This window comes from Mycobacterium sp. TY814, from assembly GCF_030755175.1.
Taxonomy (GTDB): domain Bacteria; phylum Actinomycetota; class Actinomycetes; order Mycobacteriales; family Mycobacteriaceae; genus Mycobacterium.
Map to the genome: position 1 here is coordinate 276,940 of NZ_JAUFRY010000004.1, position 13,906 is coordinate 290,845.

The 13,906-nt window shown below is 67.6% G+C and carries 16 protein-coding genes; 1 reads left to right on the forward strand and 15 read right to left on the reverse strand.

The window, feature by feature from the left end; translation table 11 throughout:
* Window positions 1–123: 123 nt before the first annotated feature.
* From egtE to QXH22_RS26580, 12 genes are all read right to left on the reverse strand, one after another.
* Window positions 124–1,233 carry an ergothioneine biosynthesis PLP-dependent enzyme EgtE gene (egtE, locus tag QXH22_RS26525; protein ID WP_306247031.1) on the reverse strand — a complete coding sequence of 370 codons (1,110 nt, stop codon included), beginning with the start codon at window positions 1,231–1,233 and terminating at the stop codon, window positions 124–126.
* Window positions 1,230–2,195 carry an L-histidine N(alpha)-methyltransferase gene (gene egtD / locus QXH22_RS26530; protein ID WP_306277477.1) on the reverse strand — a complete coding sequence of 322 codons (966 nt, stop codon included), beginning with the start codon at window positions 2,193–2,195 and terminating at the stop codon, window positions 1,230–1,232. The genes egtE and egtD overlap by 4 nt, the downstream gene beginning before the upstream one ends.
* On the reverse strand, window positions 2,192–2,902 hold the full coding sequence (gene egtC / locus QXH22_RS26535; RefSeq protein ID WP_306247026.1) for an ergothioneine biosynthesis protein EgtC: 711 nt from the start codon (window positions 2,900–2,902) through the stop codon (window positions 2,192–2,194). The genes egtD and egtC overlap by 4 nt, the downstream gene beginning before the upstream one ends.
* Window positions 2,902–4,173, reverse strand: coding sequence for an ergothioneine biosynthesis protein EgtB (egtB, locus tag QXH22_RS26540; RefSeq protein ID WP_306277478.1), 1,272 nt, complete (start codon window positions 4,171–4,173; stop codon window positions 2,902–2,904). Before egtB ends, egtC begins: the two co-directional genes overlap by 1 nt.
* Window positions 4,170–5,465, reverse strand: a complete 1,296-nt coding sequence (gene egtA / locus QXH22_RS26545; protein WP_306247023.1) for an ergothioneine biosynthesis glutamate--cysteine ligase EgtA — start codon at window positions 5,463–5,465, stop codon at window positions 4,170–4,172. The genes egtB and egtA overlap by 4 nt, the downstream gene beginning before the upstream one ends.
* A gap of 129 nt (window positions 5,466–5,594) precedes the next feature.
* Window positions 5,595–6,233, reverse strand: coding sequence for a sensor domain-containing protein (locus QXH22_RS26550; RefSeq protein WP_306247021.1), 639 nt, complete (start codon window positions 6,231–6,233; stop codon window positions 5,595–5,597).
* A gap of 6 nt (window positions 6,234–6,239) precedes the next feature.
* Window positions 6,240–6,668 carry an organic hydroperoxide resistance protein gene (locus tag QXH22_RS26555; protein ID WP_306247019.1) on the reverse strand — a complete coding sequence of 143 codons (429 nt, stop codon included), beginning with the start codon at window positions 6,666–6,668 and terminating at the stop codon, window positions 6,240–6,242.
* 28 nt (window positions 6,669–6,696) lie between these two features.
* The gene (locus QXH22_RS26560) at window positions 6,697–8,145 is read right to left on the reverse strand and encodes a catalase (RefSeq protein ID WP_306277479.1); all 1,449 of its coding nucleotides are present in this window, start codon (window positions 8,143–8,145) and stop codon (window positions 6,697–6,699) included.
* 96 nt (window positions 8,146–8,241) lie between these two features.
* Window positions 8,242–8,664: a hypothetical protein gene (locus tag QXH22_RS26565; RefSeq protein WP_306277480.1), complete on the reverse strand. Its 423-nt coding sequence runs from the start codon at window positions 8,662–8,664 to the stop codon at window positions 8,242–8,244.
* Between the two features lie 116 nt (window positions 8,665–8,780).
* On the reverse strand, window positions 8,781–9,161 hold the full coding sequence (locus tag QXH22_RS26570; protein ID WP_306277481.1) for a hypothetical protein: 381 nt from the start codon (window positions 9,159–9,161) through the stop codon (window positions 8,781–8,783).
* A 118-nt stretch (window positions 9,162–9,279) separates the two neighbouring features.
* Complete coding sequence (locus QXH22_RS26575) at window positions 9,280–9,507, reverse strand: hypothetical protein (RefSeq protein WP_306247011.1); 228 nt, start codon at window positions 9,505–9,507, stop codon at window positions 9,280–9,282.
* 161 nt (window positions 9,508–9,668) lie between these two features.
* Window positions 9,669–9,824 carry a hypothetical protein gene (locus QXH22_RS26580; protein ID WP_306247009.1) on the reverse strand — a complete coding sequence of 52 codons (156 nt, stop codon included), beginning with the start codon at window positions 9,822–9,824 and terminating at the stop codon, window positions 9,669–9,671.
* 135 nt (window positions 9,825–9,959) lie between these two features.
* Here QXH22_RS26580 and QXH22_RS26585 point away from each other — a divergent pair, with 135 nt between their 5' ends.
* On the forward strand, window positions 9,960–10,250 hold the full coding sequence (locus QXH22_RS26585; RefSeq protein ID WP_306277482.1) for a hypothetical protein: 291 nt from the start codon (window positions 9,960–9,962) through the stop codon (window positions 10,248–10,250).
* Window position 10,251: 1 nt separating this feature from the next.
* On the opposite strand, the gene QXH22_RS26590 is transcribed toward QXH22_RS26585, so the two are convergent.
* The 3 genes from QXH22_RS26590 to QXH22_RS26600 are packed head-to-tail and all read right to left on the reverse strand — an operon-like array spanning window position 10,252 to window position 13,692.
* On the reverse strand, window positions 10,252–11,379 hold the full coding sequence (locus QXH22_RS26590) for a DUF4185 domain-containing protein (RefSeq protein WP_371934321.1): 1,128 nt from the start codon (window positions 11,377–11,379) through the stop codon (window positions 10,252–10,254).
* Between the two features lie 10 nt (window positions 11,380–11,389).
* Window positions 11,390–12,424 carry an aspartate-semialdehyde dehydrogenase gene (locus QXH22_RS26595; protein ID WP_306247005.1) on the reverse strand — a complete coding sequence of 345 codons (1,035 nt, stop codon included), beginning with the start codon at window positions 12,422–12,424 and terminating at the stop codon, window positions 11,390–11,392.
* A 2-nt stretch (window positions 12,425–12,426) separates the two neighbouring features.
* A complete protein-coding gene (locus QXH22_RS26600) occupies window positions 12,427–13,692 on the reverse strand; it encodes an aspartate kinase (RefSeq protein ID WP_306247003.1) in 1,266 nt (421 codons plus the stop codon).
* Between the last annotated feature and the right edge of the window lie 214 nt (window positions 13,693–13,906).

Genomic DNA, 13,906 nt, shown 5'->3' on the forward strand with positions numbered 1-13,906 from the left:
AGGTGCCCACCCTTAACAACCCGTCGGCGTTCGAAGCAGAAGTTACTCCACACACGCGCAATATGCACGATTTTCGTACGAGAATTTTTGCGGCACAGGCGGAGCAAGGTCTCCGGTTTGAATCTAGCCCGCGGCGGTAACCGCCGTCGCTTCGATCAGCGCCTCGACGAAAGCTTCCAAGTCTTCGGTCGAGGTGTCAAGGTGCGGGGAGATACGCAGCACCGGCGCCGTCAGCTCCATCGGGGCGCGCTGCACCCCGGCATAGGTGGTCAGGATCCGGCGCTCGGCCAGCAACCACTCTCGCACCGCTTGCGGGTCGGAACCGTCGGTAGGCGCCAAAGTCGTTATCGCGCTTGGCTCCTCGACTTCCTCGACCACCGCCCAGCCGGCGACGTCGGTCAGCAGCCTGCGGGCGATGCCGCCCAGTTCGGCGAGCCGGGACCGCACCAGCTCCGGACCGCACGCGAGATGCTCGCCCACCGCCACCGAAAATCCCACCCGCGCAGCGACATTCGCTTCTCCGAAGCCGAAGGGCACCGGTGGCCTCAAACGCTCCATCAACTCGGGCCGCATCGCCAGCACCCCCACCCCGCGCGGTCCCGCCAACCATTTCCGCGACGACGAGTACGTGACGTCGGCTCCCACCGCGCAGTCGACCTGGCCCAACGCCTGCGCGGCGTCCACCACCAACGGCACGCCCAACTCGCGACACAACCTGGCCGTCATCGCCAACGGCTGCACCGTGCCGCGGTGGCTGGCCACCGGCGTCAGGTGGACCAGGTCTGGCGGGTTCTCCTCCAACTGGTATGCCGCGTCGTCGATGGCCAGCCGGCCATCGTCGAGGGTGGGGAGCTGGCGTATCTCGAATCCGTGGGCCTCCATCACCGCCAGGTTTGGTCCGTACTCACCGGGCAGACAGGCCAACGTGCGGCGGTCGCGGGGCCAACTGCGCAACAGCAGCTCCAGGGCATTCAGGGAACCGGTCGTGTAGACCACCTCCGGATCGACCAGACCGCAAAGCCTCGCGACCGCGGCGCGCCCCGCGTCCAGCACCGTCGACGCCGCCTCCGCCGCGACGTACCCGCCGACCTCGGATTCGTGCAGCGCATGACGCGCCGCCGCGTCGAGTGCCGCCAGACTCTGGCGCGAGCACGCCGCGCTGTCCAGGTGCAACCCCGCCGCGGGAGGCCGGGCGGCGCGCCACTGCTCGGACAGCGCCTGGCCGTTACTCACTTGGCGGCCAGTGACAGACCAAAGTCACCTGCGTCGTCGGTCCACCACCGGACCCGGCGCAATCCCGCGGCAGTCAGCTCATCACGCACCGCGTCCGGACGGAACTTGCACGAAACCTCGGTGATCATCTCCTCGCCCGCGGCGAAGTCGACGGTCAGATCCAGCGCATCGACGCGTACCTGTTGGCGGCGCGTGGAGCGCAGCCACATCTCGATGCGCTCCTCGTCGCTGTTCCACCGGGCGACGTGTTCGAAAGAGTCGACGTCGAAATCCGCGTCGAGCTGCCGGTTGATCACCGCGAGCACATTGAGGTTGAAGCGCGCCGTCACTCCTGCCGCGTCGTCGTAGGCCCGCACCAGCCGGCCGGCGTCCTTCACTAGGTCGGTGCCCAGCAGCAGACTGTCCCCGGGCTGCATCACCGCGGACAGCGCCGCCAGGAAATCGGCGCGCGGCTCCGGCGTCAGGTTGCCGATCGTCGAGCCCAGGAACACGAACAAGCGCCTTCCGCCGCCGGGTATTTCGGCGAGGTGTTCCTCGAAGTCGCCGCAGACCGCGTTGATGGCAACGCCCGGGTATTCGTCCTGGATCGCGCGCGCGGCCGCCGACAGCACGCTCGCGTCGACGTCGAACGGGACGAAGCTGCGCAGCGACCCGCGGTCGCGCAACGCACTGAGTAACAGCCGGGTCTTCTCCGATGTGCCGCTGCCCAGTTCGACCAGCGTGTCGGCCTCGCTGGCCGAGGCGATCTCGGCGGAACGGGCACGCAGGATCGCGGCTTCGGCGCGCGTCGGGTAGTACTCCGGCAGCCTGGTGATCTGATCGAACAGGTCGCTGCCCGCCGCGTCATAGAACCACTTGGGCGGCAACGACTTCGGCTGCTGCTGCAGACCGACGAACACGTCGCGCCGCAACGCGTGCAGCGCCGAGTCCTCGGCCAGATGGTTGGACAGCGTGAGCGTCATCGGGATCCTTTCGAGCGGTTCAACGCAGTCAACTCGACGCCGTCGCCGGTGACTTCCACCAGATGCCGGTCGGGTACGTCTTCCCAGTCCGGGTCGTCATCGTAGGGTTCGCTGGCCAGCACCACGCCGTCGGCGCGGCGCAGTATCGACAGGGTGTCTCCCCATGCCGTGGCTATCAGCCGAGAACCGTTGGCCGCCATGATGTTCAGCCGGGCCAGCGGGTCGGCGGTGCCTACTTCGGCGATGGTGTCACCCAGGGCATCGAGGCCGCGGGCGAAGATGGTGGCAGCCAGAACCGCACTGTCGCATACTGATTCGGCGGTCGGCGAGAGCGGCAACACCGAGCGGTCGACAACTCCGTTGTGCGACAACAACCATTGCCCATCGGTGAAGGGAGCCGTGGCGCTCGCTTCGAGAGGCATGCCGACGGTCGCGGACCGGACCGCGGCCACCACGCAATGACTGCGCAGCACCGGAGCGACGGAGTCGAACGACGTGTCACCCCACAGCGGTGCCGGGCTGCGCCACCGTCGCGGCGTGGGGTCCGGCAGATCCGCGAAAAAGCCCACACCCCAACCGTCGGCGTTCATCAAGCCGTGCTTCTGCCGGCGCGGCGCGTACGACTGCACACGCAGACCGTGCGGCGGCTCGAGGACCAGCGAGGAGACGGTGACCGGTGCGCCCAGCCATCCCAGATGCCGACACATCAGGCGTCCCAGGCCAACCGGACGCCTGAGAAGATCTGCCGGCGGTAGGGGTGGTCCCAATTGCGGAAGCTGGGACGCAGGATGGACTGTTCGACCGCCCACGAGCCACCGCGCAGCACCCGATAATCGCCGTCGAAGAATGGCTGGGAGTAGCGCTCGTAGATCATCGGCACGAAGCCGGGCCACGGGCGCAGCGGCGAACTGGTCCATTCCCAGACGTCGCCCAGCATCTGTTCGGCGCCGTACGCTGACGCTCCCGCCGGGTAGGCGCCCACGGGTGCGGGGCGCAGCGCGCTGCCGCCCAGGTTCGCGCGATCGGCCGTGGGCGGCTGGTCGCCCCACGGGTAGCGCCGACGCGCCATGGTCGCCGGATCCCAGGCACATGCCTTCTCCCACTCGACTTCGGTGGGCAGCCGGGCGCCGGCCCAGTTCGCGTAGGCCTCGGCCTCGAAGTAGGAGACATGCTGCACCGGCTCGTCGGCGGGAATTTCCTCGAGGTAGCCGAACCGGGTGCGGGTGTCGGCATTCCAGAACTGCGGAGCGGACAGGCCTGCCTGCTGACGGTGCTGCCATCCGCGTTCGGACCACCACCGCGGCTGTGCGTAACCCCCGTCGTCGATGAAATCGCGCCATTCGCCGTTGGTGACCGGAACCCGTCCGATCCGGAAACTCGGCACGTCCACGGTGTGGGCGGGCCGTTCGTTGTCCAACGAGTAGGGCTCGGTGGCGGCGTCGACGCCGAGGACGAAGGGCCCGCCGGGCACCGGCACCGACGTGCCGGCCAATTCGGGCCGGCCGGCGGGGACCACCGATGTCTCGCGCAGTAGCGGCGCCCCGCTACGCAGGTTCAGCGCCTGCAGCATGGTCTCGCCATGCTGGTTCTCGTGGCTGATGACCAGCCCGAACTGGAAGTCTTCCGCGTCCTCGGGGAGCCGGTCCAGCGTGTCCAGCGCCGCGTCGCGGACCGTGCGGCAGAACGACCTCGCCTGCGCGGGAGACAGCAGCGGCAGGTCCACCCGGCTCGCCCGGGAGTGCACGAAGGCGTCGTAGAGGCCTTCGATCTCGCGGGGCAGCATGCCCGGACGCTCCGGGTTGCCGTCGCGCAGCAGCCACAGTTCTTCCTGCTGACCGATGTGCGCCAGGTCCCACACCAGGGGGCTCATCAGCGGGTTGTACTGACGGCGCAGTTCGTCGTCGTCGAAGTCGACCAGCCACAACGTTCTGGTGCGCGCCCGCTCGAGGTCGCAGGCCAGCTGTTCTCGTGCTGTCACTGCTCCCCTTGCACCGCACGCGCAGCTTCGGCGACCGTGGCGGCAATTCCATGTTCGATGACGCGGTCGGAGAAGTCGTCGGCCGGACATCGCCCGGTTTCGACGTTGAGCATCAGTTGCTGCATCGCGTCGGCGAGCTCGGCCGGCACGCGCTCGGCGGCGATGGACAGACAACGATTGGCCGCCGCGTAGAGCCGCCGGTCCCGCAGCCCGAGCCGAGCGGCGGTGTCCCAGGCGGTGGCGACCGGTTCGACAGCCGCGGCGGCCAGATCGGCCGCGGCCGGATCGTCGAGCAGGGTGGTGAGTGTGAACACCAGAGCCGGCCAGACCGCGTCGGGCACACTGTCGAGATAGCGGATCTCCAGCCACTGCCGTGGCCGTACCGGCGGGAACAGCGTGGTCAGGTGGTATTCGAGGTCCGCGATGGTGGGCCGGCGATCGCCGAGCAGCGTCCGGCCCTCCACCCAGTCGGTGAACGGCACGTAGTGCGTGACTGCCACCGCGTCCGGGGCGTGCACCATCATCACCGGCGCCTTCAGCGCATACCGGGCCCAGTCGGTGCCCGGATCGTCACCGCTGACGCCCAGCACCGGTCCGCAGCGTGCCGAGTCCATCTGGCCCCAGACCCACTGCCGGGTGGACTGCCAGCCGGAGAACTCACCGGCCAGCATCGGGGAGTTGGCCGCGATCGCGATCATCGTCGGCCCCAGCGCGTGGGCCAGCCGCACCCGGTCGGCCCAGCCGCCCTGCGGTCCGGCGTCGAGGTTCACCTGGATCGAGGCCGTCGAGGTCATCATGGCCGCGCCTGCCGCACCGCTGTGACTGGCGGCGAAGAACTGCTCCATGGCACGGTAACGGGCGCCCGGGTTGATCCGCCTGGGCGAGCGCAACGGATCTGCCCCCAGAAAAACCAGCCCGAGACCGGCGTCGGCCACGGCAGCTCCCAGCACCGCCTGGTCACGGGCCATGGCTTCGATCGCGGGCAGCACGCCGTCAGCGGGTGGGCCGGAGAGTTCGATGGCGCCACCAGGCTCCACGGTGATCGCGCTGCCGCCGGGGAGCGGGCTGATCCACTCCAGCAGGCGGCTGATCTCGTCCCAGGTCGGCCGCCGACCGGGGTCGGCCGGGTCGAAGCAGTGGGCCTCGATTTCGAGGCCGACCCGTCCCAGTGGTCCGTCGACCAGGCACCCGTCGGCGATGTGCTGGGCGACGGCGGCTGAACTGGTCAGCTCGGCATTGGCCAGGTCGAGGTCGTCCAGCTGCGAGCCCGCGCCGGCGGCGATGCGCGTCATTTCACGGTCCCTCCGGGGCAGCTGGATACGAAGCTTTCGACCACCATCACTTCATCTTCCAGAGAGCACCGACATATTCCCGACCTTTTCAGCTGCACGAGGGAGATGGGTACCCAATTCTCACCCCGGCTACTGACCCAGCGCGTTCTGCATCGCCCCGGCCAACACGTTCACCGCGGGCCCGGCGTTGCCAGACTGGCAGACCTTGGCCTGAAGCAACACGTTTTCACGCAGTCGGGTTTGAACGAAACAGCGGCGATCGGTTCCAGCTTCCTGCTTGGTCCAATTCGCGTCGGCAGCGCCGGCCGGTGGGCCGGAGAACGACCACACCTGGGTGGTGCCGTTGTCCAGATGCATTGCCGTCGTCTGACCCGAGCAGCCCACTGTGCGGTCGACGACCCGGTGGTAGGCGCGGTCGGCGGCGTCGTTGGTGGCGAAGACACCGACTGCCTGCTTGACGAGGTGATTCTGGTCGTTGGCCGACGTCTGGGCGGTGGCTCCGTTGAAGGCGGCCAGGTCGGGGTCGTTGTACACCTCGGGCAACCCGATCTCCGCCCAGTTGTTGCATACCGCCAGTTCCACCGCGTACGCCTGGAAAGGTTCGGTGAAGACCGCTTCCCATCCCATCGGCGCGCCGACGATGTTGCCCACCGAGCCCTTGCCGAGCACGGCGTAAGACACCACTCCCGGCTCCGACGGGTGGGCCGTTGCGGTGGCCGCTCCCCCGACGGCCAGATACACGCCCAGCGCCGCCACGGCAAGGCGCATGCCGGGCTAGACCTTGGCCGAGACGGCGACGTCGATGTTGCCCTTGGTGGCCTTGGAGTACGGGCATACCTGGTGAGCCTGGTGGACCAGGTCGTCGGCCGTGCTCTGCTCGAGCCCGGGCAGGTAGCCGACGATCTTGCCGGTGAGTCCGAAACCGCCGTCGGAGTCCTTGCCGAACCCGATGTCGACCGTGACGTCGGTGGCGTCGTCGAGTTTGACCTTTGCCTTGCCCGCGACCAACCGCAACGCGCCCAGGAAGCAGGCCGCGTAACCGGCGGCGAACAATTGCTCGGGGTTGGTGCCCTCGCCGTTTCCGCCCATCGCCTTGGGGGGACGGGTGTCCAGGTCGAGGCGACCGTCGTCTGACTTCACGTGGCCATCGCGGCCGCCGCCCGTCGCCGTGGCTGCGGTGGTGTACACGACTTCGATGCTCATGGGCTCGATCATGCCAGCCCCGGCATCATCAGCCCAGGTTCGCCCGGACTCCCTCTTCGACCTTCTTGCCGAGATCGGGGTCGACGTTTCGCCAGTACTCGAACACCCGGGACAGCACCGGCTCCTTCACTCCCTTGGAGACATGACCGATGATGTTGTGCGCCAACCGATCCCGTGCGTCGTCATCAAGCACCTCGCGGACCAGCGTGCCGGCCTGGCCCCAGTCGTCGTCGTCGGGGCGCAGCGTGTAGGCGGCCCGGATCATCTCCCCGTCGGCCTGCCAGCGCACCTCGGCTGCGCGTGCCGGATCGGCGTGCGGGCCGCCGAATGAGTTGGGCGCGTAAACCGGATCCGAGACGTTCTTGACGCGCATAGCGCCGTCTTTCGAGTAGCTGTTGACCTCGACCTTCGGCGTATTGACCGGAATCTGTTTGTAATTCGTCCCGAGCCGGGCCCGGTGCGCGTCCGAGTAGGAGAAGCCCCGGGCAAGCAGCATCTTATCCGGGCTCAGCCCGGTCCCCGGAACGATGTTGTTCGGCTCGAAGGCGGCCTGCTCGATCTCGGTGTGATAGTCGGTGACGTTGCGGTTCAAGGTCAGCTTGCCGACGTCGATCAGCGGGTAATCGCCGTGCGGCCACACCTTCGTGAGGTCAAAGGGGTTGTAGCGGTAAGTCTTTGCCTCTTCGAACGGCATGACCTGCATCTTGAGCGTCCAACTCGGGAAGTCGCCACTCTCGATGGTTTCGTAGAGGTCGCGCTGGTGATAGTCACCGTCCTCACCGGCGAGTCGATCGGCGTCCTCCTGAGTCAGGTAATCGATGCCCTGGTCGCTGATGAAGTGGTACTTCACCCAGAAGGTCTCGCCCTGCGCGTTGATCCAGCTGTAGGTGTGACTGCTGTAGCCGTTCATGTGACGCCAGGTCTTGGGGATGCCGCGATCTCCCATCAGCCAGGTCACCTGATGCGCCGACTCGGGCACCAGCGTCCAGAAGTCCCACTGCATGGTGTGGTCACGCAGATTGGTTGCCTGCATTCGCTTTTGGGACCGGATGAAGTGCTGGAACTTCATGGGGTCGCGGATGAAGAAGACCGGCGTGTTGTTGCCGACCATGTCGAAGTTGCCTTCGGACGTGTAGAACTTCAGCGCGAAGCCGCGTGGGTCGCGCCAGGTGTCTGGGCTGCCCCGCTCCCCCGCCACGGTGGAGAACCTGATCAGGGTGTCGGTCTTGGTGCCGGGCTGGAACACCGCCGCCCTGGTATAGCGGCTGACGTCGTGGGTCACCTCAAAGTGGCCGAAGGCGCCGCCGCCCTTGGCATGCGGTTGGCGCTCGGGGATGCGTTCCCGGTTGAACTGCGCCATCTGCTCGATCAGGTAGTGGTCCTGAAGCAGGATCGGGCCGTCGGGACCGAGGGTCAACGACTGCTCGTCGCTCGGGGCGGGGCTGCCGCCATCCGTTGTCGTGTAGCGTTCCGTCATTTCGCTATCTCCTCTACCTGAACAATCGGAAAATTAAGCGCACACGGGAAATTCGGGATTCTCTCCCCGTTGATACCCCGAGCCACCGCCCCGAAACTAGGGGCGCGTGGGCGGAGCGCTAGGCGCGGCCGGGGCGGAGGTCGGCGTCTGACCGGGGCTGGCACCAGGCGGGACAGCGCCGGGTGCACCGAGACCCCCCGGACCACCGGGGAAGCCGGGACCCATGCCAGGAGGCGGGCCGCCCGGGTAGCGGAACTGCCAGCCGGGACCGCCGTAGCCGCCGGGACCGTCGGGCCGGAACATGCCGTGGTGGTGGCGATGGTGGTAGCAGTGTCCGCCTCCGAAGATCATGGCAGCGGTGAACAGCACGGTGGAAGCAATGAACACGATCCCGGCGACGATCACCACCCAGGCGGCGACCACGTACAGACGCGGCGGCTTTTCCCGGTACTCCGTCCTGGGCGGCGGCGCGGTGGCAACCGGGGGCGTTGCAGCGGTGGGTTCGGGTGTATCACTCATACCTTCGAATATGGTCCAGGCCCGCAGCAGCGTAAAGGGGAGCGCTCACAAAGTTGTCGTGAATTGATGAAGCCCGGCGCTCGTGGCCGAGCGCCGGGCTGTCGGGTTGAGTGCGTTCAGCGCCCGGGTGTGGGCGAAGGTGTCAGGGTCGGGGTGACCGAGGACGGCACCTGGGCGGGACCGCCAGGTCCGCCGGGTCCGCCGGGTCCGTAGCCCGGGCCGACCTGCTGGGCTCCCCCGTTGGCGGGGAACCCCGAACGGTGCATCATCGCCGGATGGTGCTTGTGGTGCCGGTGGCCGCCACCGTGTCCGGCGGCCATTCCCAACCGGAAGCCGGTGAAGAAGATGACCGAGACGATGAAAACGATGCCGGCGACGATGGCCACCCAGGCCGCGGCCTTGAAGACCTTGGGGGTCCGGTGTTCGACCCGCTCAACCGGCGCGGGTGGTGGGGCTACTGCGGTCGAAGTCCGCGAGGTGTCAGAAATTTCGCTCATGCCACGAATGATCGGGGCCCAACAGTAGGGACCGCTATGCGCTGGTTATGTAGCAGCTGTGAGCGTGAGCCCGCCGCTGACCAGGCATTCTCGTCGATCCGGTGCCCGGAGAAGGACCTCACGTTTTCGGGAGCTTGAACACCTGGCCGCCGTGTAACCCCATGGTGTCGGTGACGTAGACGCTTCCCGTCGAGTCCACCGCGACACCGCACGGTGTCACCAGGCCGGTGAACGGCAGCACCTGCGGAGCCGAGGCGCCCGCGGGCAGTTTCTCCACCAGATTTTTGCCGGAACTGACGACCCAGAGGTCGCCGGCCGAGTCGACGGTGATGAACACGGTCGCCACCAGGCCGGGGAGCGCACGCTGCGGCCAGCACGGCCACGACAGCCGCCACAGATACGACAGCTGGGAAAGTGGTGCGGCCGCGCCTTCGGGTAAGCATGTGACCTCCGGTCACCCCCCCGGTAGCTCGTCAGCCTAGCCGACAAATTCGCGGAAAGTGCCTCTCACCTGGCCGGATCCTTAGCGAGGACGACGGCGTTCGGCCATGACGACGGATGCCGGCGCATCGCCTCACCGAGTTCGCGTTCCCGCAGTCTGACCGCATTCCACTTGTGATGAGCCTGCAGGGCAATGACGTTGGTCTCCTGAGCTAACGCCATGGATTCGATCCCTTCACCTGCGCGCAGCAGTTCGTTGCACCGTCCATTCGAACAGGCCGTGCGGTGAGCCGCTAGGGCCCGAAGTCCTCGCTGGTCCAGGATTAATCTGCAGGCCCACGTGGGTATAGCCCCGCTATGCACGTCTTCGGCCGGGCTCGCATGCTGATCGCCGGATTGGGCTTGACAGCGTGTTGGTGCGGTGCCGGCATCGCCCACGCCGACGACAACCACGAGCAGGAAGCGTGCGCACTGATGGACGACAGCGCCAGTGCCGTCCATTTCGGATATGGCGAGTCGGTCCTGCAATACGCCTACGCGGTGCTCTCCACCAAGATGCCCGCGGATGCCGCCGCGCACGTCCTGTACACCGCCACACAGAACCGCTGCCCCAACCATGCCGCCGACCTGCCGCCCGGCTGGCGGTAACTCAGGGCCTGAACGGATTCACCGCGTACTGAATCACCCGGTACGGCGCCTCACGGCGCGCGTCGGTGTCCCACTGGCTGACGAATATCCGCAGTTCATCGAGGGTTGACCCGGGTGAGATGTAGCCGCCGTACGGCTGGGAGAGCCGGTTGTCATACGGGGGCGGCAGGCTCTCCGGCGGATCGGGCCATTCGTCGTCGTGTCGCACCACGGTGGTCACCGGCGCCGACCCCAGCGACGTCGGGTCCGCGGCCACCCGGACCTCCATGTCGCCGGTGGTGGCGTTGAAGTACGACAGCACCGTCATGCCGTCGATCTGCTTGATGCTCATCTCGCCGATCAGGTCCGGCCACAGCGGCGTCGGCGTCTTGTTCCACCCCGCGCCTGCCGCCCAGCCCTGCCAGCGGGACCGGTCGGTGAACGTCTCGGGCGTAGACCGGTACAGCACCACCGGTTGGCGACGGGTGAAGCTGTTGGCCACGATGTACACCCACCCGGTCGGCGAGTCCGGCCGGGGAATCGGGTCGTAGTAACCGCTGATCTGGGTCTGTCGGCCGCCCTGGAAGGACGCCGCGCGCACCGACCCGGCGACCGTCTCCCACCCGCCGCGGGCCGGGTCGACACGCACCAGCCGGGAGTTCTGTGGGTCCAGATTCTTGGTGGTGGCCACCATCAGGTAATTGCGGCGGTTGATCTGCACCACCCCCGCCGGCAACTGCGACGCGCCGGGCGGCGTGGGGTCGGCCAACAGCGGCCGGCTGATGCCGGTGACTCCGGTGTACCGAACGCCGTCGGGGTCGTCGACCGACGCGGTGTCGACGCGCAACGCGACGGGTGCGTACCACCCCCCGTACCCGACACCCTGGCCCGCGAAGCTGTCGCCGCAGACCTGCAGCAGTTGACTGGGGAATTCGACGAACTCACACAGGTCGGTGGCGCCGATGCCGTAATCCGCGGTGGGCGTCCCGGTTCCGGCCGCCGGGCCCATCCGCAGCACCTGACCCGGCGCCAGCGGCTGCAAAACCGGCTGCGGAACGGGCGCCGGCGGGTCGGCGCGGGCAGGCCAAACGCCGTGCAAGACAAACAGAGACAGCACCGCCAAGCACCGCGCTACCGGGGCGGTACTCAACTCGCTTCGATCAGAGCTCGGCGGCCAGCAGCTCGGCGATCTGGATCGTGTTCAGCGCCGCCCCCTTGCGCAGGTTGTCCCCCGATACGAACAGCGCCAGACCGCGCCCGTCCGGCACCCCGGGGTCCTGCCGGATGCGACCGACCAGCGATTCGTCGACACCCGCGGCGGCCAACGGCGTCGGCACATCGACCAACTTCACCCCGGGTGCGCCGTCGAGCAATTCGCGAGCCCGCTCGGGTGAGAGGGGGCGGGCGAATTCGGCATTGATGGACAGCGAGTGGCCGGTGAACACCGGAACCCGCACACACGTCCCGCTGACCAGCAGGTCCGGGATCCCGAGGATTTTGCGGCTCTCCGAGCGCAACTTCTGGTCCTCGTCGGTCTCACCGGATCCGTCGTCCACCAACGACCCGGCCAACGGCACCACGTTGAATGCGATCGGGGCGACGTACTTGCTGGGCGGTGGGAAATCGATGGCGCCGCCGTCGTGCACCAGCTGTTCGACGTCGTTGATGACCGCGCGCGCCTGCGTCGCCAACTCCTCGACGCCGGCCAGGCCGCTGCCGGAGACCGCCTGGTAGGACGACGCGATGAAGCGGGTCAGCCCAGCCTCGTCGTGCAGCACCTTCAGCACCGGCATTGCCGCCATCGTGGTGCAGTTCGGGTTGGCGATGATGCCCTTCGGCCTACGGTGCGCGTCCCGCTGGAAATTGACCTCGGACACGACCAGCGGCACGTCCGGGTCCTTGCGCCACGCCGAGGAGTTGTCGATCACCGTGACGCCGGCGGCCGCGAACCGCGGCGCCTGCACCTTCGACATCGCTCCGCCGGCGGAGAACAGCGCGATGTCCAGCCCGCTGGGATCGGCCGTCTCGGCGTCCTCGACCTCGATCTCCTGACCGCGGAACGGCAGCTTGCGGCCCTGCGATCGGGCCGAAGCGAAGAACCGAACGGAGGTCGCCGGGAAGTCACGCTCGTCGAGCAGCGTGCGCATCACCTGGCCCACCTGGCCGGTGGCACCTACAACTCCAACGGCAACCATCGTTATCGACCCGTCCCTGCGTACACCGTCGCCTCCTCCTCGCCGCCGAGCCCGAACGCCTCGTGCAACGCCACGACGGCCTTGTCCAGTTCCGTGTCGCGGCAGAGTACCGAGATGCGGATCTCGGAGGTGGAGATCAGCTCGATGTTGACCCCGACGGCCGCCAGCGCCTCACAGAACGTGGCGGTGACGCCGGGGTGGCTGCGCATCCCGGCGCCGATCAGCGAGACCTTGCCGATGTGGTCGTCATACAGCAGCTGCGTGAAGCCGATTTCTTCCTTGAGCGAGTCGAGCTTGGCCACCGCGACCGGGCCGCTGTCCCGGGAGCAGGTGAACGTGATGTCGGTCTTGCCGTCCTCGACCTTGGAGACGTTCTGCAACACCATGTCGATGTTCACGTCGGCGTCGGCGACGGCGCGGAACACCTTGGCGGCGTAGCCGGGGATGTCGGGGATCCCGACGATGGTCACCTTGGCCTCGCTGCGATCGTGGGCGACGCCGGTGAGGATGGGGTCTTCCATAGGTGTGTCCTTGATAGATCCGACGACGATGGTGCCTGGCTTGTCCGAATACGACGACCGGACGTGCACCGGAAGGTTGTAGCGGCGGGCATATTCGACGCAGCGCAGCATCAGCACCTTGGCGCCGCAGGCGGCCATCTCGAGCATCTCCTCGAAGGTGACCTTGTCCAGCTTGCGGGCATTGGGCACGATGCGCGGGTCGGCACTGAAGATGCCGTCGACGTCGGTGTAGATCTCGCACACATCGGCGCCCAGCGCCGAGGCCAGCGCGACGGCGGTGGTGTCCGAGCCGCCGCGGCCCAGCGTGGTGACGTCGCGGGTGTCCTGGCTGACGCCCTGGAATCCGGCGACCAGCACGATCCGTCCCTCGTCCAGCGCGGCCTGCAGCCGGCCCGGCGTCACCTCGATGATCTTCGCGTTGCCGTGCGTGCCGGTGGTGATGACTCCGGCCTGCGAGCCGGTGAACGAACGGGCGTGGGCTCCCAGGGACTCGATCGCCATGGCCACCAACGCGTTCGAGATGCGCTCACCGGCGGTCAGCAGCATGTCGAGTTCCCGCGGCGGCGGAACCGGGCAGACCTGCTGAGCCAGGTCCAGCAGGTCGTCGGTGGTGTCGCCCATCGCAGAAACAACGACCACCACGTCGTTTCCTTGCTTCTTGGTCTCCACGATCCGCTCGGCAACGCGGCGAATCCGGTCGGCGTCGGACACCGAGGATCCGCCGTACTTCTGCACGACGAGCGCCACTGATCAATTCCTGTCTGGACGGGCCTGGATTAAGTCCACAACAGAATACGTGGCGCCGCATCTCGGTTTATCTCCGATGCTGCCTGCCCAAGGGGCTCGGCGTGCTTGGGAGCGGTTTTGGCCAGGCGGTGGGGCGCGGTAGAGTTCACAGCGTGCAGCGGGTGCTCCTTCTCGGACGCCGCGACGGGGTCTGATCCAGACCGGCTTCCCGTCG